A 22,438-nucleotide genomic window follows, 5' to 3' on the forward strand; every position below is an offset into this window, starting at 1 on the left:
AATACTGTTAAATAAAGTCATCCTTGAATTTAGGAATTTTTTTTTGTTATATTTAATTGGTGGTTACGGGCAATGGTGTGTTCATTTTTTATAAACTATTTATAATGTTAGATTGATACTACTAGTGAGGTATTGGCTCCGGCATTTCAAAATAATTCTATCGTCATATTAGATCCAGATTTAACTCCTGTGGATGGGGATTATGTATTATGTAAATTTAATGAGGAACAAAATACAACACCTGTATTTAGACAAGTTTTTATAGATGGAAATGATTTCTATTTTAAGCCAATCAACCCTGGATTTGGAGATATGAAACATTTTGAAGAGTTTTCAATACTAGGTGTCGTTATTAAATCCATAGAAACCTATCGGTAACAAAATGGAAAACCAATCTCAATGTATAGAACAAATAAGTAGGCATAGAGATATTATTTAAACACTACCAAAACTTCCGATATGGAGTTTTTTACATTCTCATTATGGCTAGTTAATTTCAAGGTTTCTTTCCCTAAGTGAGAATAAATTTCTTGAGTTTCTGGGTCAGAAAATGAGGACATGTGTTTTTTAATGGTGCTAATATCCCCTCTTTTTATTGGGCCTGTCAGCGATTGTTCAGGGGACAGTGTTGTTGCTAAATTTGATATAGTACCTTTCATAATATTCGTAATAATATGCATAGCTATGTCATTCTCCACGCCGGATTCGGTTAGACATTCTAATGCCTTTTTAGACAGAGTTACTAAATAGTTAGATGCAAAAACACCAGCCGCATGGTATAAACACTTTTTCGATTTTTCAATTTGATAAGTAAATGCACCAATATCTTTGAATAGCGGTTCTAATATGGATAAAGCTTCCTTATCACCTTCTATCGCACAGTAAGTACCATCAAAGTTCTTTATACTTAATTCTGGATTAGCAAAGCTTTTCATTGGGTGTATGCTGGCTACGAATGCTCCTTTAGCTTTCAGACTTTTTAATGCATCCGAAGTTAGAGAACCACTACAATGAAAGTAAATACTTCCTGGTACAATTCTATGTTTTTCGCTTATTGTCTCTGCGATAGTTTCGATTGAATCATCTTGCACACTTATCAATGTTATTTCAGCTGGCGACATTCTATCAAATGTTGAAGCGCTTCCCGATCCTATAAATTTAACAGCCAAATCAGAGCTAATCAGGGAGCTATTGCAAATAGATTCGATTTGTAACTTGTTTTGTATACTATTTGCGAAAAGATAGCCGATGGTTTTCCCTAAATTACCTGCTCCAATAATATTAAAACGCATATTTAAATCTATAAAAAGTTGTTATGAGAGCAGGTTAGTATCATTTAATTCAATTTATAGCAATAGAGTATATTTTCGGATTAACTTCAGTATTTTAAAACCATAAATAATTATGTTTCTGAAATAGAGTGCCACAGGCACACCAATAATATTCAAGGACTGAATATTATTTTGGTAAAGCTATAAAAAAACATGGAATCACCCTAAAACAGATGAAGAGAAGCGCGGTTCATTTCAAAGAAGAATCGCTGCTTATCAAAAAGAAGGACGTCCCCTGATTTACCTCGATGAACGTGGCTTTGCTCACAATATGCCACGCACTCACGGTTACTCTTTAAAAAGTACCCGATGCTATGGTTTACGTGCTTGGGGAGCGCGGTGACGCTTCACGAGACAATCAATGCGCCTAAAATTCAACCAGACGCTCGTTTCTGCGTTAACATAAGTTAAATTGACGATGCCTGCTAAATAAATTGCCAATTACCTTGATCTTTATTTGATCATAAATTATAATTTTTTATCTCCTCTTGTTTTCCGCTGATTAATATGCAGTTACGTACCCATTTATTATTAATTTTGTTACAAGAGAAATTCGGTTTCCCTTCACCTGATGGCTCTTGTCATGGATTTGCGGTTCGATGGCTTGAAGCATACTTGGTTGGTGAAGAAAACTTATTTGAAAACCGGATTAAAGAAATTCATTCTTATGGCCATTCGTTAATTAATCAAACCCAAGAGATACAAGATAAAACAGAAGAACAGTTAGCCGAAGAAGATAAGAAACTACTGGATATTCAAGCTTTTTTTGAGCATATGGTATTACAACAATTTCCTGATTTTTACACTTCTCTTTTTGGTAGGTTACTGACTCAATCAGACGTTGAATCTGTTTCAGATATTATCACTTCTGATGCAATGCGCTCTCGAGGCGGATTACATAAAATATATTCCTATCCGGGAATGTATACAAAAGAAGAAGTCAAGGTATATTTTGATAAACTCGGTGATGTACTGGATAGCTCTACGAATAACTCCTCAATAGAACGCTGGGGAATGATTATAGGCGGATTTGACCATACTGTTGCACTATCCTATACCCCCGGAGTTGGATGGCAGTTCATGGATACGGAACAATATCCCCCTTTAACATTGGCTAAAGAAGAAACGCTCTTATTGGCTGAAGAAATAGCTAATGCATTAATTGGAGAAGATCCTGCTTCTTCATATATTGGCTTTAATACCGCTATTTTTACTACGGGCGATAATGAATTATTAGCTAAAGTAACTACTGCCCTTGATCAATTCAATGAAGAATTAGTATTAACCGAAGACATTTTAAAACGAGAATATGAGGGGTATGACTTAATCTATCTTGCCGCTCAACACGAACATATTTGGGTTCTCGTTGAATCGTTAAAATATGGACTTAGCCTGACTAAAAATTATGGTGGTTATCCATTAATCTACTTGGTAGTGCAATATGGCGACTTAGAAATTATAGATTTTCTGTGTGTCAATGGAATTGATGTAGATACTTTAAGTATAGGCTACACGCCACTTTTTCTTGCCGCAAGGAACGGTGATGTAGCCAGCATATCACTCCTTGCCAAGAAAGGAGCTGATATCAATAAAGGGAACAGCGCTACCATGGCTACACCGGTTTATATTGCAGCTAAAAAAGGACATTCCCTTGCCATCACCGCACTTGAGCAACTTGGAGCGGATCTTTGTTTGGGAGATAATGATGGAGCAACTCCACTACACGCCGCAGCTATAGAAAATCATGTTGAAGTAATAGCTACTCTTCTCAACCTCAAAGTATCCCCTAATATTGCTGATGATAATGGCGTTACTCCCCTTCACGTTGCGGCTAAACAAAATAACCTCGCAGCAATAGAAGTTCTTATTAATATGGGGGCAGATCCCAATTTAGGGAATGACGATAGAAAAACACCGCTGCATATGGCCGCCCAACGAAATAATATTGAGGCTATTGTATTGTTGATTAAGCTCGGAGCAGATCCCTCTTTAAGAGATGATAATGGCTATACCCCTCTTCATGCTGCAGTCCAAATGGACAATGGTGAAACTGTTGCCACCTTGGCTCAATTTGGAGTGGATTTGAATGCTCTATTAGATAATGGAGTCTCCCCTGCTTTTTTAGCAGCTCAATATGGTTGTATTGATGCATTAGATCAGATGATCAAAGCAAGAGTAAATGTGTATTCAGCCTGCGAAATAACGGAAGAAAACCTTAGGAGACTAGCCCTGCATTGTTCTGAGAAAATTGCTACCAGTGAATACTCTGAACGAATTATTAACAACATGGAAAAATTCATAAAACAACATCATTGTATGACAAAAAAAACGATCAACATTACCCCTTATGATATCGCATGCATCGTGGAAGAAGAGGTTCTACTTTGCTTACTGGATAATAATCCCCATAAAAGGAAAACGAATGAGATGGACTTTAGTTTTTTTTCCTGCAATGAATCTAAAAAGGTCAAAACTACCCCTGATTCTAGTCAAAAAACCAACATGCCGCCTAAGAAACCGTAACTCTAATTTACATCGGGTATTGTGGGGGTATGACAATCATAGCCAAACAATTGGTGGAGGACACGCGTAGTCAACGCGGGGTATTCCTAAGGTTGCGCGAATTTATCCGTACCCAATCGTATAATTAACTGTATTTAACCGGTTATTCTTTGGGGGGGCATTTTAGCAGGGCTTGTTGGTTATGAGCTACTTAAAGAGAAAGGTAAAACCTATGTAGTCGTAAGCTTTGAAAACCCAGGCTATAACCAGAAATAAACCATTTAGCTATTCGCCAGCTTTTAATGAGCTGCTTTTGAATATTTTTTTAATAGCTTAAAAAATTCTTTAGCCTCTAGGGGCGGACTGAAATAAAATCCTTGTATGATGTGGCAGCCGTTTTCTTTCAAAAAGTTGATTTGCTCTATGGTTTCCACGCCCTCGGCCAGGCATTTAATTTCCATGCTGTTGGCTAAGGCGATGGTGTTGCACACAATGTTACGGCTGTCGGTATTGACATCAATATCCTGAATAAAGGATTTGTCTATTTTAATCTGATCTACTTTAAACAGTTTCAGATTGCTAAATTCAGAATAGCCCGTACCAAAGTCATCAATTGCCAAAGAAATACCCATTTCCCTGAATTTATTTACAATAGGGATGGCTTCACTCTTAAAGGCTTCTGATTCGGTTAATTCTAATTCCAGATATTTCGGATCTAAGTCTTGCGTGGCTAGTATTTCTGCAATGCACTCGACCAGATTCTGTTGTGTTAATTGCTTTGCTGATAAGTTCACCGACATTTTGAAGTTTGTAAAACCGTGTTCTTGCCATTTTTTTAATTGCAGACAGGCGGTACGTAATACCCACTCGCCAATGGGAATGATCATATTATTCATTTCCGCAATGGGGATAAATTCTATTGGTGATACTTTGCCTAAGATCGGATTCTTCCAACGCAGTAAGGCTTCGGCACCGCAGATGGTTCCGGTTTCCAGGTCAATAAAAGGCTGATAATTTAAGGTTAATTCATTTTTCTCAATCGCACGATAGAGTTGATTTTCTATGTTGAGTTGTCGGGTGGCATCTGCATTAATTACGGTATTGTAAATACGTACACTGTTTCCCCCGCTTTGAGCGGCTAATACGCGAGCTGCTTCGGCATTGGTGATCAATGTATCTGCATCCCTGCCATTGAGGGGAAAGATACTTACACCAATGCTTGCGGTTAATTTCAATTCTTGTTTTGCAACATATATGGGATCTTTGATTACCGCAAAAAAATCATGCACGCTGGTGCTTATATCCAATTCATCGGAAATCGCATCAATTAAGATTACAAAGACGTCTTGGCGTAATAATGAAATGAAATATTGGTTATTTTTGCCAAAGAGTAGTGCAAATCGTTGGGCAATGCGATAAATAATAGTTGCAGCGGCTTGATGGCCAATACTGTCATTAATTTTTATCATGCCATTAAGGGAAAAGCAGGCGATCGCGAAACTATAATGTTTGTTCATGGCATTTTCAGTGGCGAGATGTATTTGCTCATAGAGCAAGCGTTCATTTGGCAATTCGGTTAACAAATCATGGGTTGCCTGGTAGGTAACTAATTTTAATGAAGTTTCTAGTTCCTCAGTACGTTCTTTTACTCGTTGTTCCAAAATGGCGTTCATGCTGGTCAATTTTTCCATCAGTAATTCATTTTCATAGCCTAGACGAACGACCTGGCGAATGATTTTATTGCCAATAAAGCAGGCTATGGTCATGAATAGCCCCAGTATCAAAAAAGCGGCGGTAATGGGCATATTGATATGATGACTTTCTGCAATATCTGGAGAGAAGGCTATATGATAAAGAATCGTGGGTGCTAGTAAGCTGACAATACTGGAAAGCCCCATAGTCAAATCCATTGCCGTTGAGAACGAAAAGCAAATTAACACGGCTGACAAAAAGATAATCGTCGTGAGCTGTTGTTGGGGGCTATTCATAAATAAGATGCCGATACTTCCCCAGCTCAAGCAAATTGCGATGAGCAAATAGAGAAATCCTTTGCGGCATTTACGGATTTCCGCCAAAGTAATATGACTGTATTCAAAACGAAGTCCCCATGTGACATTGAGTAAATTCGCAGCGACCAAAATAAAGTACCAATAGATGCTTAATCGCGATTCAGCTGAATTATATAGAGCCAGAACATAAAGGAAGGCTCCTATTATATTTGCAAATGCACCAAGTTTAACCATGCTATGAAAAGAGAGTGACGTTTCAAACTCTATCTTTTTATCAATTTCTCGTTTTTCGCTTAATGTTAATTGCGGTGTTTGAGTGAAATTATGTTTATTAAGGGGCTTAGACATTTGTGATCCTGGCCTCATATAAAAAAATCCATGAGCGCTGTTGGTTTAATCAACATAAAATAATTTATGCCTATTAAATCGCTTTTTTTAAGTATAGCGTAATCAGCAAAAAAGAAAGGAAATTTAAAACCAGGTTATTTTGATGGCGGTTAAGGAGAATGATTTTAATTACCCGGAAGCGGTTACGTTCCCGTTCACAAACAGCCTAATTTTCTATATCCCCAACCATATCAACGCAGCAGCAATCATCCCAGCCGCAGGAACGGTCAATAACCAGGAAAAGAAAATTCGACGTATCACATTCCAATGAGCGCCTTTAAAACCTTGAGTTAGGCCTACCCCAGTTATGGCTCCAGTTACGGTATGGGTTGTGGAAACCGGCACTCCAAAATGAGTGGCGAGAAATAAAGTAATCGCAGCCCCACTCTCTGCCGCACAGCCTCTCATGGCGTTAAGGCGGGTAATTTTAGTACCCATAGTATGGACAATACGCCAGCCGCCAAACAACGTACCTAGGCTAATTACGGCTTGACATGAAATGACTACCCACAGGGGAACATAGAAAGAGCCTTCAAGCCAATTGTTTGAAAATAACAACACGGCGATGATACCCATGGTTTTTTGGGCATCATTACTACCATGGGTCAAACTGAGCAAGGCTGAGGTACACAATTGGGCCCCACTAAACCATCGTTTTATCCCTGCTTTGCGTCGGCGCGGGAAAAATTTTTTCACGCCGTAAGTAATGAGCAGGCCCATAATTAATCCTAATATTGGCGAAATAAAAATACCGCCAATGACCTTAGTAAAGCCTGCTATTTTCAACGAAGCAAAACTGCTTTTAGCAACTGCGGCTCCTGCTAGACCACCGATAAGTGCATGCGAGGAGCTTGAGGGAAGGCCATAATACCAGGTGGTCAAATTCCAAAATATAGCTCCAAGTAACGCAGCCAAAATTACATGTGTATTAATAATCTGAGGATCAACCAGCTCTTGGCCAATAGTTTTTGCCACCGTTAAGTTAAAGACCAAGAAGGCAATAAAGTTAAAAAATGCCGCCCATATAACTGCTTGCCGCGGGCTAAGCACCTTAGTCGTCACAATAGTTGCTATCGAGTTTGCTGCATCATGAAAGCCATTGATAAAGTCAAAGCAAAACGCGACAAAAATTACAAAGAGTAGAAGCACGGCGGTATGATCCATATACAATAAGCTCCAGTTTTTTTAATGTTGTTATATATGGTAGCTACTGCGCGTCATCAACTTAGATACCATGCTCATTATTCGTTTAATCGGAATGGGAAGTTCAATACCCCCAGACTCTATTGCCATCGTTGCGTGCTGCTCTTCGTCTGCTTGCATTTGTTTTAGTATAGCTTGTGATTTTTTATCTTGTGCGGGTAACTTTTGCAAATGATGTTTTAAGTGTGCGGTCACTTGGCGCTCGGTTTCGGCAACAAAACCCAGACTGACCTTGTCTCCGGCAAATCCCGCCATGGCTCCCAGCACGATAGAGCCGCTGTACCATATTGGATTAAGAATACTGGGCTTAGAGCCTAATTCATAGAGACGTTCTTCACACCAGGCGAGGTGATCTACCTCTTCGGCAGCAGCATCACTCATTTGTTGTTTGATGTGCGTCAGTTGAGCGGTTAAGGCTTGTCCTTGATAAAGGGCTTGGGCACATACCTCTCCGGCATGATTAACCCGCATTAAGCCGGCAACATGTTTTTTTTCTTGCAAGCTTAGTCGGGTGTCTTCGATTTCCACTGCTGGAGAATGTCGAGTACTGACTCGTTTGCCAGGGGGTAATACCGTGCGTAGCGCGTTGTCTACTTCAGATATAAAGGTATCAAGAAAGCTCATCGTGCGCATAATCGTCTTAGCTAAGAGAAGATTGTCATATATTAGCTGAATGAAGTCTGCTTTTAAACTATTCTAAATGATGATGTGCTGGAATGTGCTGATGCAACCTAAGTTTTTCTTAAGAAAAAACCTTGTCACGTTCGGGATGATGTCTTAACTTAATACAATGGCGCTTAACTCTGTCATTATGGTTGTTATCAGCACAAAGCTTAAGAAAATATTAAGTGTTTTTATGGCTGTTTAATTTTAAATCATTTATACTAGATAATTCCGGACTTCTCGGCATCAGGATGGGCATGTTTTTTTGCGTTTTTTAGAATAATATACAAAGGGTTAGTTCAATGAGAAACCTTAAGACCGCTTATAAACATAATATAATTGAACTATTTGAATCACAGGTACAGCTCGTGCCGCAGTACCTTGCTATTAGTGAGCGCGACAAACAGGTTAGCTATAATTCCCTCAATGGAAAAGCGAATCAGCTGGCGAACTGCCTAAAAAAACACCAAGTGTGTGCCGGTGAGTTTGTGGGTATCTTATTAGAGCCTGGAATTGACTTTATTGTCAGCATGTTGGCGGTAGTAAAACTAGGGGCTGCCTATTTACCCTTAGATGCCTTGGCGCCACCTGGCCGATTGGTCGAGATCTTAGATGATGCTCAGCCGAAGCTGGTTATTACTAATGAACAATACCTTCCTCTAATTGGTGAAGATAAAGGAATAGTTCATCTAATCAAAAACTTGAATATGGAATCCATTAGTTTTTCGCGAGAAAACTTGGCTATTCCTATCGCGCCCGCTTCGCCCTTATATATGATGTACACCTCAGGTTCTACTGGAAGGCCTAAAGGAGTTATTGTTCCGCACCAGGCAGTGGTTAATCTCGTGAGCGAACAAAATGATTTTCGTTTGCGTGCAGGGGATGTTATTGCCCAGTTTAGTAATCTTGCCTTTGATGCCAGTCCCTTTGAGGTATGGAGCGCTTTGCTTAATGGCGCGAATCTGGCCATTGTACCTTATGCGATCAGAACCGAGCCGGCACAGCTTAAACAGTTTATTGCAGCGCATCAGGTAGGCTATTTATGTTTGCCTACCGGCTTCTTTCATCAGCTGATTAAATCGGCAGTGGCAACCCTTGATGGCATTCGCGTCATTGTTTTTGGCGGTGAACAAGTTAATGTCGGCCTATTAAAAAAATTTTTAGCCTACCGTAAAGAGCGGGCTTTAGCGATTGAACTGATCAATGGTTATGGCCCCACCGAGGCCACCGCTTATGCGTGTCGGCAGCGCGTAGACGAACACAGCCTGTTGTCAGATGATTTACTGTCTAGTATTGGTACTCCCATTAATAATGTAAAGATGTATGTACTTGACGAAAATAAACAGCCAGTTACTGAGGGTGAGCTGTATGTCAGTGGCATTAATTTAGCGCTAGGTTATCATAATGCGCCAAAACAGAATGATGAAAAATTTATTACCAATCCTTTTTGTCAGACGGAGCCGTTCCAGCGTTTATATAAGACCGGTGACCGGGTGCGGCAACTTGCCTCTGGGGAGTATTTGTTTCTCGAGCGTTTTGATGATCAGGTTAAAATTGGTGGCTTTCGTATTCATTTGAATGAAATTGAAACGCAACTCATGCGTTTTCCTGGAATTAGTCTGGCTGCGGTTAAAGTTGAGATTGGTGGTGGTTCGCACAAGATGCTTACTGCCTATATTATTTTATCGACTCAAGAGACGGCGGTCAGTGCCGATGAGCTTCGCAATTTTTTAAGTGAGGTATTGCCTCCTTACATGTTGCCGGCCAAGTACGTTATGGTGGAGGAGTTGCCGCTGACTTTAGTGGGAAAAGTGGATAAATCCAAATTGGATTCCCTGCCGCATACGGATTTGTCATTCCATGTTGATACGTCTTCATCCAGCATGATTGAAGAGGCGATCAAAAAAATTTGGCAGCATTTATTAAACCGCAAGGTTATTGATGTTCATAAAAATCTATTTGAATTGGGAGCAAACTCCCTGCTAATTGCTGAAGCATGCAGCAAGATTAACAAGGAATTACAATCGGAATTGCAAGTAGCTGATATTTTTTCGCACCCAACCATTTATAAATTAAGTTGCTATCTTGAGGGACAAATCGAGGTTCCCACGCTAAAAACAAGTAAAGATGCAGTTGGCAATGAAGTGGCTATTGTGGGTATGTCCTGCCGTTTTCCCGGTGCTAATTCGCTGCAGGAATATTGGGATAATTTGTGTTTAGGTAAGGAAAGTTTACAGCGATTTGAGCAAGAACAATTGCTAAATCAAACTGGCAGTGTTGCTGAAAAACACTTTGTTCCAGTACGAGGAATTCTCCGTGATATTGAGCAGTTTGATGCCAACTTTTTTGGTTTTAACCCAGGTGATGCACAAATTGCCGATCCGCAACAACGAGTTTTTCTTGAATGTGCCTGGGAAGCATTAGAACACGCAGCCATTGCTCCAGAAAAATTAGCAGCGCAATCGATTAGTGTTTTTGCCGGGATGTCGGACAGTACTTATTTGCAAGAGAATCTCTTAAAAAGCACTTGGTTTAATAAGGAGCATGATCCCTTACAACAGCGAATCGCTACCAGTGCCAGCATGCTCAGTACCCAAGTTTCTTATCGCCTCAATCTCAAAGGCCGCAGTATTAATGTGAATACTTCATGTTCTACGGGCTTAGCTACGGTAGATCATGCATGCCAGGATTTAATTCTCGGCTACAGTGATATTGCGTTGGCGGGGGCTGCATCGATTGTGGTGCCTCAGACGGATGCTTATGTCTATCAACATGGGAGTATCGTATCTCCCGATGGGCATTGTCGTCCTTTTTCTGATGTCGCTAATGGTACGGTTTTTTCCAATGGTGTTGGTGTTGTTATTTTAAAACGCTTAGCGGATGCTCTTGCTGATGGCGATACCATTTATGCCGTAATTAAGGGGCGCGGTGTTAATAATGATGGTTCCGACAAGCTAGGATTTACAGCGCCAAGTACCCGCGGGCAAATGTCATGCATCCGGGACGCTTTGGGGCAGGCACAAATAAAGGCAGATGAGGTGGGCTATCTCGAGGCCCACGGTACCGCAACCGCTCTGGGGGATGTGGTGGAAGTAGGGGCTTTAACTGCGGTTTATCGCGAGCAAACAGAACGCAAACAGTTTTGTTGCTTGGGTTCTGTCAAAGGCAATATTGGTCATACCGATGTAACCTCCGGAATTGCGGGGCTGATTAAGGTGGCCTTATGTTTGCATCATCGCCAAATTCCTCCTATGTGCGGTTTCCTTAAGCCCAATCCTGCTTTATTTTTGCAAGACAGTCCTTTTGTGATCAATACCCAATTGCAGGATTGGCAGGTTATGGGCGGGCAGCGCTATGCGGGAGTCAGTTCTTTTGGCGTCGGCGGTACTAATATTCATATGGTATTGAGTGAGCATAGCCAAGAACCCAGCGCTACGGTTGTCAATAAAGAGCAGCTCCTTATTATTTCTGCGAAAAACAAACGTGCCCTGCAGCAAAATACGGAAAAACTAGTACAGTATTTAATGGTAGAAGCACCCGCAATTAACTTGGCTGATGTTGCTTATACCTTGCAAAAAGGACGAGAAGATTTTTCCTGGCGTCGTTTTGCGGTTGGCAAAAGCGTAGATGAATTAATTCACGGCCTAAGTCAAAGCCCCATCGTGCAATGTCATGAACACAGTCCCAATGTGGTATTTATGTTTCCAGGACAGGGTACGCAGTATCCTTTAATGGCGATGACGCTGATGGAAAAAGTGCCTTTCTTTGCGTTGTTGGTTGAGCAGGGGATAAATCTTGCCCAGAATTACATCAATTGCGATCTGTTGGAATTGATTCGAACGCCAGGTGATGCCCGTTTAAATCAAACCCAGTATGCCCAACCAATTTTATTTATCATTGAATATGCCTTGGCTCAATTATTAATGAGTTATGGGGTGAAGCCGGATGTGCTTATTGGGCACAGCATTGGTGAATACGTTGCTGCGTGTTTGGCTGGCGTTTTTTCTTTTGAAGATGCGATTATTATGGTCTGTGAACGTGGCTTATTAATGGCCAGTGTCGAGCGCGGCGATATGCTGGCGATTGAATGCACCGCGGAAGAATTTAGGGCGTATCAGCAGCTTATTGCTATAGAGTTGGCTCTGCATAATGCCAGCAATCATTGTGTTGCATCAGGCTCGGCCGCTGAAATTAGTGCATTGATCCAGCATTTGTCGAGCTTGGGCAAACATTATCAAAAATTGCAGGTGAGCCATGCGTTTCATAGTCGTTTTATGGAGTCCGTGGAACGACCATTTAAAGAAATGCTGACTAATATTTCTTTGTCTGCGCCGACCATACCGATTATTTCAAATGTGACTGGCACCTGGTTATCCAAGGAGGAGGCCACGAATCCTGACTATTGGTATCGCCATATGCGCCACACCGTAAACTTTTGTGGTGGTTTGCATACAGCACTCGCGGATACGCGCTCATTCTTTATTGAAGTAGGGCCTGGTCGTAGTTTAAGTACTTTTCTCAAAGAAGTCGCCGGACGCGAGCTAACGGGTATTTCCATGACGCAGATCTTGGCCCATTACCCTGCTCAGCCGCGGGATTATCAACAGCTAATGTCCGCTTTAGGCGCCTTGTGGCAGCAGGGCATTCACATTGATTGGAACAGCGTTCATGCGCATGAAAAAAGACAGCGTATTCCATTACCTACCTATGCATTCCAACGGCAGCGTTATTGGGTTGAGCCTGATAATGTAATGCAGAGGGCGGCAAGCAATCAGCAAATGTATGTTCCTGCCTGGTCGCATCAACCGGCATATTTGCAGTCTTTAGCACTTAATGTCGATGATGTCGCGGCACATAGTTGGATTATCGTTTACGATCGCCAAGGATTTGCATCTCAAATCGTGGATTTCCTGGGCACGCATGGAGTAACTCCGATTTCTGTTGAGTTTGCTAAAGAGTATGTGGCTCATTCCGCATCGCATTTTAGCATTAATGCTGCCGAGAAAACGCATTATGAAACCTTATTTAAAACGCTAAAAAATAGCTTGCAGCGTCCGATTGTGGTGCATTTATCTTCTTGTGATAATACCTCGCAAATCCTGCTGCATAATGACGAAGTCGAGCAGCAATTAGCACTTGGTTTTCATAGCCTGCTTTATTTGACCCAGGCTTACTTGCAACAGGTTGGCGAGCAAGTTCCCTTGCAATGTGCGTTGGTAACGCGAGGCACGCAATCTGTATTGGGTACCGAAACCATGGTACCGGCGAATGCCAGTTTAATCGGGGCTTGTCGGGCGATCATGCATGAGCATCCCACCTTAAGGTATCGAGTATTTGATCTTCATTCTGATGAGTTAGCCACTGATAGTCCACTGTTAGTGAATGAACTTGTGCATAGTTGCATGCAGGGAGAATGGGTGCGGCATCGCCCGATTACTGCCTATCGTCATGGTTTTCGCTGGGAGCTTGCCTATACTGAAAGTAAGGCATCGGTTGCCATGAATCGTTTTAAAGATGAAGGGGTTTATCTGGTTACCGGCGGTATAGGGGGAATGGCTTTAAGTTTGTGTGAGGCGATTACCAAGAACGTTGCTCGGCCGACATTTATTCTTTTATCCCGTAGCCCAGTTATTGCCCCTCCAACATGGGCGGCTATTTTACAGGATAGCCAGCACCCGTTATATGCTAAAGTAAGTCGTTTACAGCAATTGCAGGATTTAGGTGCAAGGCTTTTTTGTCATCAGGTCGATGTGAACCAGGAAACACCTTTATGCGAAGCCATTGCCTATTATAAACAGCAGTTGGGCCGCATTGATGGCGTGATTCATGCGGCGGGGATTGCGGGAAGTGGCTTGGTTCAACTAAAAACCAAAGCCAAGGCTGATGCTGTATTAGCACCTAAGTTACAGGGAACTTATAATTTAGCACGAGCATTACAAGGAATACCTTTGGATTTTGTGGTGTTAATTTCCTCCCTTGCGGCAATTACCGGAGTAAAAGGGCAAATTGATTATTGTGCGGCTAATGCAAGTTTGGATGCCTTTGCTTGTACCAGGCTGTTTTCTACTCGGTTTATATTGAGTTTGAATTGGAATAGTTGGCGTGAAGTAGGAATGGCGGTTGAAACTCAACGTCCGCATGATGTGCACTATTTGGGCCATGGCAATGATATTTCGCCTGCAGAGGGGCAGCAATTATTTCTACAGGCAATGGCCCGTTCTCATACTCAAGTCATCATTTCCAATTATGAACCGGAAGGTTATAGCATGATGTTATTGCAAACACCCTTGCAAATGCCAATGGCACAGCCGAAAATGACGCGCCATGAGTTGAATGTGAGCACTAGTTATGAAGTGCCCAGCAACGAGGTTGAGTCGCAATTGGCACAATTATGGCAGGATAACTTGGGTATTGAGGAAGTAGGTATCCATGATGATTTTTTTGCTTTAGGAGGTTATTCCCTAAAGGCATTAAGTTTAATTGAAAAAATAAATAAAATGTTTGTGGTTTCGGTGTCGATACACCATTTGTACACAGCGCCTACGATTAGGCAACTAGCTCAACTCATCCAGACGAATCAAGATTGCAGATAAGAAAAGTATTGGGAATAAATAGATGAATATAACTCGACAAGAAATACCAAATTTTGGTAAAGCCTATGATTTACTCAATGTATCTTTTATTATCCTCAGTCAACAATTGCATATTGATTATATTAATGATGCGGCGGGTACTATTTTGCGTTTAACAGCAGAGCAAAATAGCACTAATCAGTCCTTTTTTGAGTTATGGTCTACTTTAAAACTTCCTACGCTTTTAGATGAACATGGCAAAATAATTAATCAAAATCCTACTGAAATTAATGGAGTTTTTCTTAGTTGGAAATGCATTGTTGCGCGCGTTGATAATGAGGAAAAATTCTTCCTGCTGGGGAACGATGTTACCGAGAAGGAGCGCATGTTCCAATCGATGGAAAGTGCGTGTGAGCAGATTTTAGGTTTTAAATTTAAGCAACGATATGCGCTGCCTTATTACATTAGTGAAGTGTATAACTACTTAAACGGGATTATTAACAAGATCCCTTGCTATGTTTATTGGAAAAACCGGGACTTGCAGTATATTGGTTGCAATCAGATGGCAGCTAATTTCATTAATTTGCAATCGACGGAAGACATCATTGGCAAGAATGATTTTGATGTGTTTCAAGATTGGGAATTAGCGAAAGAATATCGCGCAACCGATGAACAGATTTTTGCGACCGGAAAAGCGGTAATTAATCAGCCTGGAGAATTAGTTAATGATGCAGGTGATGTGATTCATACTTTAGTTAGTAAAGTTCCTATTTTTAATCAGGCCGGTGAGATTATGGGGCTTGCAGGAATTTCGGTTGATGTAACCGATTTAACCAAAGCGCAAGTATCTTCAGAATTAGCCAATAAAGTTAAAACCGAGTTTATTGCTAATATGAGCCATGATATCCGTACCCCCTTAACTGGGGTAGTCGGGATGGCCAAGCTCTTAGAGGATAACCTAAGTGATGCATCACAAAAGCAATATGCTCATTGGCTTGGTGAAAGCGGCACGCAATTACTCTCCATGCTGAATGGAATTTTAGATGTAGTGTCTGCAGATAATGTAAATGAAGCGGATGTGCATGAAGAAGCCTTTGATTTACGGCAATTGGTGCACAACATCGAGCAGTTAGAACGCCCATCCACCTTGATTAAAGGATTGGATTTGGTGGCTCGTATTGATGAACGGATTCCTGCGTGTTTAAGTAGTGATGTGACTAAAATTCACCGCATTTTACTTAATTTATTGGGCAATGCGATTAAATTCACCCAGGCAGGGCGCGTGGAAATCATCTTAGACCTATTAGAGCAAAATGAAATGCAGGCACGGATTCGATTTCATATTGTTGATACCGGCATAGGTATACCGGAAGAGTTACAAGATAAAATATTCGATCGTTTTTATCGGGGAACCCCATCAAGTAAAGGAACTTATACTGGGCATGGAGTCGGCTTGCATATTGCACAGTCTTATGTGGAGTTGCTGGGGGGCGAAATTCAGGTAAGTAGTGAGCTTGGCGAAGGAACCACCTTTTATTTTGATCTGTCATTGAACATCGCAGAGCCAAGGCTTAACGTAACGCCCTCTCACGTGGCTGATGGAGTGAACGATACATGCGGGGGCGCTCCTGAAATTAGCCCAACTGCCGAACCTTGTAACTTATTGTTGGTTGAAGACAATAAAATTGCTTTATTTACTCTCGAAAATCTAATTAAGCTCGCAGGCTATCAATTTACCAGTGTCATGGATGGTGAAAGTGCCTTACATTTGGCAAAAAACCAAAGTTTTGATTTAATTATTACCGATCTTGGTTTACCTGGCTTATCGGGCATTGATTTGACACGAAAAATTCGTGAATTTGAACGCGAACTACACAAAGAACCAATGCCCATCATTGGCTTAACGGCGCATTCAGAAGGCAAAATAAAAAGAAGTTGTTTAGAGGCGGGAATGAACGAAGTGTTCACTAAACCGATGACCACGGAGGTGTTAGCTGGGATTAAAACGACTTATTTTTCCGAGACAGTTGCTTCGGCGCTCATTGCTACTCAACCCAAGGTAAAGGCTGAAGTACGAGATTCGAATTCGCCAGGTAAGGAAGAGCATTTATTTCAATTAGATAGCTATAAGCTTTTTAATGTGCAACGCGCCTTAGACGATATGGGTGGTGATATTAATCTGCTTAAGAGTATTTTAACGTCAATTATTGATAAGGAAACTCCTGCCGATTTACTTGAGCTTGAGTCTGCGCATCGCCAAAACGATTGGCATACGGTGCAAAAATTAGTGCATCGCATCAAGAGTGGTTTTGTTTATTGCGGTGCTGAAAAATTGGTACAAGCCTGTCAGCATTTAGAACGCTATCATAAAACAGGCCATAGTTCTTTATTGGAAGCTTTATATAAACAATTGCTGGCGGTGGTCGAGGAAACCAGGGAAGCGGTGCGTTCCTGGTTGTTAATTAATTGATTTTTAATCATCGCTAAATAGTAATTTATACGAGCGAATGATTACGGCTTGGCCCTGAGTTAAGTCGTAATCCCTTATTGCATTCGAGATGACGGTGCGTCGGTGCTTACTCAAAACATCGATAAAAAGCATGATCCGCATAATTGAGTAAGGCCTTATCATGAACACTATCCCCATAAGCATAAAGCTCATAGTTTTCTCGAGTCCTATACTGTTTTATAAATTCATCGACTTTTTGTTGCCCAGTACAATACTTATTGCGCATACGGCCAGTGCTTTTATTACTGCGCGCATCGTACTCCAGTTCCGTACAAATTAGGTGGTGGAACTGATATTGTTTTGCTAAGGGTTCGAGATAAATATCCCAGCCGCCGCTAATTAAAATACAGCGATGCCCTTGTTGCTGATGAAACTCCAGACGCGCCATCGCTTCTTTACGTAATTTCTTGATGAGTACTTGGTCGATAAACTGCAAGGCTTGCTTATCGAGATCTTGCTTGTCTCTGCCTTTTAAAATAAGGCTATCAAGATAATTATGCCAACTTAAGCGCTCTTGTTCTGATTGTTTTTTTGTTGAGTAAGCAATACTCGACACAAGGCTGCTTAGCATTTTCGGTAAACCGGCCAAGTAGTTTAAAAAGAGCAGTCTACTTGGCAGACCTGTAGTTAATGTCCCATCAAAGTCAAAGAGTGCCAGTATTTCTTTATTCATAACGTCTCATTAAAAAGGTAAGATCAATGAAGGATTAATGGTCGTAATTAATTTGCCAAACGAATCTTTAATCTTTTGCATGGCGGTATACGTCCTTGCTTCAAAGCGCAGCGTTAAATAAGGTCCGGTATTGGAAGGGCGAATCAGCCCCCAGGCATCGTCATGCTTTACCCTTAGCCCATCGATCTGTACCAGTTCTCCTCCAATGTACATTGGAGCATGGATAATCAACTGCTTCATGAACTCTTCTTTATGCTGCTCTTCAATGTTAATTTTTAATTCGCTAGTACTTAATGATTTTGGAAATTGCTCAAAAAAAGTATGACTATCGTGTAACTGTTCACTTAACATTTCCAGGGTGCGTGCGGCAGCATAAATACCATCATCATATTCCAGCCAGCGATCATTAAAGTAGAAATGTCCACAGTATTCGCCACCGATCGCCGCCTTATGTTCTGACATACTCGACATGATATGCGCCATACCAGTTCGCGTCATAATCGGGCGTCCTTGGTGGGTGAGAATGTGCTCATTTAAATGTTGAGTACATTTAATATCAAATACCACGGCGGCATTCGGTTCTTTTTTCAGTAAAGCATCAGCAAAAGCCAGTAGCAAATAATCTGAAGGAATAATACAGCCTTGGTTATCCACAATACCTAAGCGATCGCCATCGCCATCAAAGGCCACGCCTAGGTCTGCATGTTGTTCCACAACCACTTCACGCAGGCTTGTTAGATTTTCTTCTACGCAAGGGTCTGGATGATGATTAGAGAAACTTGATTGTACGTCACAATATATGGGAATGATTTCACAACCTAAGGCGGTTAATAACTGAGGGGCCACATGGCCCGCCACGGCATTACCACAATCGACTACCACGCGAAGCTTTTTAATGGCGCTCGTACGTTCTTTAACCAGGCGAATGTATTTATTAATTATTTGCTCCGCAGGATATTGCACCAGTTTGCCACGTTCTTCTCGATCAAATATAAATTTCTCATCCATAATACGTCGGTATAAGCCATAGAGCCTATCCCCATAATAATTCTGGTCTGCCAAGGTCAGTTTTAAGCCATTATAATCGGCTGGATTATGGCTCGCAGTAACCATCAACCCAGAATGGCATTGCAAATCAAACATCGCAAAATGCAATATTGGCGTTGGTAAACAGCCAATATCGATGACTCGGGTACCACTTTCTAATAAACCTTTAATCAAGGACTCTGCAAATACATCGCTACTTGCACGGCTGTCGCGAGACAGTAAGAGGGTATGTAATCCGTGGACTTCTTGTAGTTCACTTCCAATCGCTACCCCTAAGGTATAATACGTATTTTCATTTAAGTCCTCGCCAACTTTACTGCGAACATCATATTCTTTGAATATTGATAAAGGGGGTTTTATTAGGTACGACTTGCTCATAATTAGCTCCACAAATTAGCTAAATTGCCACATGTATTTTCAGGTTTCTCGACAACCTCCTCAATTATCTTCAGAAACTGCGTAGTCAGATGATAAATAGTGTCACGGTCATATAGGTCAACTCGATACTTAAGGTATCCAGTAAGTAAGGTTCTATCATAATTAAATTTTAATGATAGTTTGCGCGGGCTAGTGCCCCAAAGTGGTATCCTGGAATCATTCTGAGCGAGTGGCGTCAGTTTAAATCCAGGGTCAACAGGCTTGATGGTCACGTGTTGGAAGTCAAAAGATACGTCAGGTACTGGTAAATCCTGCGCTGCAATTTGTTCGGGTTGCATGTACTGATATTCAAAAAACTGAACTAAATCGTTTTGTAATTGCTTGGCCATATCAATGAAGTTCATTGTAGGAGCAGAGTGGATAATCAAGGGTAATTCATTCGCCACATTACCCATCGTTGTTTGATATTTTTCAGTTTCTCGTCCGGCACAAAGCACGGTAACAAAGGCTTGCTCTGTTTTACTAAATTGTGCCAATACCAATCCATAAGCTGCAAGCAGCAAATTAGGCAGCGTTACTTGACTTTGTTTGGCTAAATTTTGCAGTTTGCTAAGTAATTCTTCAGAAATACGAATCGATTCTTTCGCTCCAAATGCGGAAGCTTGCTGTGGTAAAGGTCTATCCGTAGGCAATACTGGAGGATTATAGTTCTGCAAGGTATCTCGCCAAAACGCAACGTATTTTTCATAAGTACCATCAACTACCTTGGTTAATTGCCAATCCACAAAATTCTCATACGGTGTAGCCACGGGTAAGGTTTGCGTAGTGCGATTTTGATTTTGTGCATAAAAATGCAGAATATCTTCAAACAGAATCAGACTGCTGCCCCCATCGGTTAATAAATGACTCACACTGACGGTCCAAACGTAGCGTTCCTCAGCTTGTTGAATCAAATAACTTTCCAATAAGGGCGCTTTGCTCAAATCAAAGGTATGGGTGTGTACTTTTTGCAATAAATGGTTGAGTTGTTGCGTTTGTTCTCCTTCTTTTAAAGTACGGAGATCGACGTAATGCAATTTAAAGTCAATTTGATCATGGCAAAATTGAAAAGGGGTTCCCATTGAAATATGAAAACTGCAACGCAGCATTGGATGTCGTTCAATAACCTGTCGCATGCTTTTTTCTAAAACGGCTACATCCGCGGCGCCCTCAAGTTGGAGTTGATTAGTCACTACATAAACAGGATTTGTGGGTTGATCCTGAATATGCTTCCAAATGCGGGTTTGCTGCACCGATAGTTGTAATAAGTGGTGTGGTGCTATTGCCGTTGGCAGGCTTGTGACTGCGTGCACCTCAACATCACCTATTTTTTCATTCAAAAAGTGAACCACATTTTCCAGCGAGCGGTCCTCAAACAGTAAGGCTTGGATACTTAAATTTTCCAGCTGCAATTTGGATTGCAGCTGACGTACTAGTTCCATACCCAGAATTGAATCCATACCTAGTGATAATAAGTTGGTACTCATTGGCAATGCATCACTTTCTTTTAAACGAAGAATAGTGCGAACCTCCTTCATGAAGAACTCCGTTAACGCAGGCAGCCGTTGTTCAGGTTGTTGACTCTTTAAGCGCGCAATCAGGTATTGACCGGGTGGATTTGTTGCTTCTGAGGCAGGTGTTGGTTGGGCTTCTTGAGTTTCAGCAATAATCTCGGCCAATAATTTCTTATAGGCGCGAGGTAAATGAGTTCGCTGTGAAGCCATATCATTAGGCATTAAACACAATTGGGCGAAAGCCCCTGACATTGCCTGATTTAATGCGGCTAAGCCTAAGGCTTCACTAATGTTGTGAATGCCATAAGCCGACCAAGATTCAGCTAAATCGCGGGTCATGCCTACTTGCTGCCAAGGGCCAAAGTTAATACTTAATGCGGGCAATCCTGCTTGCACGCGATAATGGGCTAAATTATCGAGAAAAGCATTCGCTGCCGCATAGTTGGCCTGTCCTGGGGTACCCAATAAAGAACTGATTGATGAAAACATCACAAACTGTTCTAGCTCAGGGATAAGTTCCTCACTTAAGCGGTGCAAATTACAGGCTCCTTGTATTTTTGCCACGAAGACCTGCTCAAAATCTTGCCAGGTTAGCTGTGACCATAAGCCATCGCTTAAGGTGCCGGCGGCATGAAAAATTCCTTTAATTGCAGGCAGTGTATTTTGCATCTCCGTTAACGCCAGGCGCAGTTGTTGGCAATCGCTCACATCCGCTTGTATATAGTTGATGCGTACACCATCAACACGCAATGGATTAAGCATTGCGGTTATTTCATCGCTTAATGGACGTCTTCCCAGTAAAATAATCGAGTTTACTCCTTGCTGAATCAGCCATTTACATAAAACAGTGCCTATCCCACCTAGTCCACCTGTAATGAGATAAGAGCCATTTTTTACCAATGCTTTTTTATTGGCGACTGGAGGCAATAATGCAGGGACTATTCGTGGTACGTATAATGAACCGTTTTCATATGCAATAATGGCTTCATCTTGATGTTGACCAAGCAATTGCTGCAGTTGTAAGGCGATGTTTTGCGTTGTTGTTTTCAGTCCAACATCAAAATGATGGTAATCCAGTTCAGGGTATTCAAGCACCAATGTTTTTCCCATACCGACTAATGGCGAGAAGAGCGGTAATGCTGGCGGAGTGATGGTTGTTGTTCCTCTGGTTATGGTCCATAGCTTAGCCTGTAGTTTGTCATGCATGAGTGTTTGTACTAAATGAAGCAAACCGGCACAGGAGTTTTTAAGTAATTGATGCATATCATCACCAGTGAGCGCTTGTAATTGTTGCTCTTGGAAAAATTCAGTGCCAACTAAGCCCCATAAATAGACGATGCCCTGAATTTCTGCGTGTTTACTAAACAGACATGCAAACTGCTCTGGCTCTCTAGGATTGAGGACAACGGCTTCTTGAGACTGCTCAAATGTTCTCCCATGATGCCAAAGCGGATGGATATGTCCGTAGTGAAGGATGCGGTGTGCTTATCTTAAAACGCTTAGCCGATGCGCAACGTGATAAAGACCCTATTTTAGCGGTGATTCAAAGTGCGGTAGTGAATAGCGATGGACACAGTAATGGTATTACTGCGCCAAGTCCTAAAGCCCAGC

Annotated in this window: 11 protein-coding genes and 1 pseudogene; 5 read left to right on the forward strand and 7 right to left on the reverse strand. The window is 41.5% G+C overall.

The genetic code is table 11. The features are described 5' to 3' along the window. Positions 1–132: 132 nt before the first annotated feature. Positions 133–378, forward strand: coding sequence for a LexA family protein (locus ACQY7T_RS06885; RefSeq protein ID WP_428412216.1), 246 nt, complete (start codon positions 133–135; stop codon positions 376–378). Positions 379–431: 53 nt separating this feature from the next. Here ACQY7T_RS06885 and ACQY7T_RS06890 read toward each other — a convergent pair whose 3' ends face one another. Next, positions 432–1,292 (reverse strand): Rossmann-like and DUF2520 domain-containing protein, encoded by an 861-nt coding sequence (locus ACQY7T_RS06890; protein WP_428412217.1) that lies wholly within the window; start codon positions 1,290–1,292, stop codon positions 432–434. A gap of 546 nt (positions 1,293–1,838) precedes the next feature. Here ACQY7T_RS06890 and ACQY7T_RS06895 point away from each other — a divergent pair. After that, positions 1,839–3,854 (forward strand): ankyrin repeat domain-containing protein, encoded by a 2,016-nt coding sequence (locus ACQY7T_RS06895; RefSeq protein WP_428412218.1) that lies wholly within the window; start codon positions 1,839–1,841, stop codon positions 3,852–3,854. Between the two features lie 278 nt (positions 3,855–4,132). Here the strand turns inward: ACQY7T_RS06895 and ACQY7T_RS06900 are convergent, their stop codons facing one another. The 3 genes from ACQY7T_RS06900 to coq7 form a co-directional block, all read right to left on the reverse strand. Then, positions 4,133–6,190, reverse strand: coding sequence for a putative bifunctional diguanylate cyclase/phosphodiesterase (locus tag ACQY7T_RS06900; RefSeq protein ID WP_428412219.1), 2,058 nt, complete (start codon positions 6,188–6,190; stop codon positions 4,133–4,135). Positions 6,191–6,403: 213 nt separating this feature from the next. After that, the gene (locus ACQY7T_RS06905) at positions 6,404–7,393 is read right to left on the reverse strand and encodes an anion permease (protein ID WP_428412220.1); all 990 of its coding nucleotides are present in this window, start codon (positions 7,391–7,393) and stop codon (positions 6,404–6,406) included. A 30-nt stretch (positions 7,394–7,423) separates the two neighbouring features. Beyond that, positions 7,424–8,065 (reverse strand): 2-polyprenyl-3-methyl-6-methoxy-1,4-benzoquinone monooxygenase, encoded by a 642-nt coding sequence (gene coq7 / locus ACQY7T_RS06910; protein ID WP_428412221.1) that lies wholly within the window; start codon positions 8,063–8,065, stop codon positions 7,424–7,426. A 332-nt stretch (positions 8,066–8,397) separates the two neighbouring features. On the opposite strand from coq7, the gene ACQY7T_RS06915 reads away from it, so the two are divergent. Both ACQY7T_RS06915 and ACQY7T_RS06920 read left to right on the forward strand, forming a co-directional pair. Beyond that, positions 8,398–14,688: an amino acid adenylation domain-containing protein gene (locus ACQY7T_RS06915; RefSeq protein WP_428412222.1), complete on the forward strand. Its 6,291-nt coding sequence runs from the start codon at positions 8,398–8,400 to the stop codon at positions 14,686–14,688. 22 nt (positions 14,689–14,710) lie between these two features. Further along, on the forward strand, positions 14,711–17,137 hold the full coding sequence (locus ACQY7T_RS06920; RefSeq protein ID WP_428412223.1) for an ATP-binding protein: 2,427 nt from the start codon (positions 14,711–14,713) through the stop codon (positions 17,135–17,137). Positions 17,138–17,243: 106 nt separating this feature from the next. Here the strand turns inward: ACQY7T_RS06920 and ACQY7T_RS06925 are convergent, their stop codons facing one another. The 3 genes from ACQY7T_RS06925 to ACQY7T_RS06935 are packed head-to-tail and all read right to left on the reverse strand — an operon-like array spanning position 17,244 to position 22,303. Then, entirely contained in the window at positions 17,244–17,849 is a 606-nt protein-coding gene (locus ACQY7T_RS06925) for an HAD family hydrolase (RefSeq protein ID WP_428412224.1), read from the reverse strand. Positions 17,850–17,858: 9 nt separating this feature from the next. Next, the gene (locus ACQY7T_RS06930) at positions 17,859–19,274 is read right to left on the reverse strand and encodes a phosphomannomutase/phosphoglucomutase (protein WP_428412225.1); all 1,416 of its coding nucleotides are present in this window, start codon (positions 19,272–19,274) and stop codon (positions 17,859–17,861) included. A gap of 2 nt (positions 19,275–19,276) precedes the next feature. Further along, positions 19,277–22,303, reverse strand: a complete 3,027-nt coding sequence (locus tag ACQY7T_RS06935; protein WP_428412227.1) for an SDR family NAD(P)-dependent oxidoreductase — start codon at positions 22,301–22,303, stop codon at positions 19,277–19,279. On the opposite strand from ACQY7T_RS06935, the pseudogene ACQY7T_RS06940 reads away from it, so the two are divergent. Next, positions 22,240–22,438: pseudogene (locus ACQY7T_RS06940) on the forward strand (beta-ketoacyl synthase N-terminal-like domain-containing protein); the annotation flags it as partial. The gene ACQY7T_RS06935 and the pseudogene ACQY7T_RS06940 sit on opposite strands and share 64 nt — an antisense overlap.

It is taken from the genome of Legionella sp. (assembly GCF_965140895.1).
Taxonomy (GTDB): Bacteria; Pseudomonadota; Gammaproteobacteria; order Legionellales; family Legionellaceae; genus Legionella.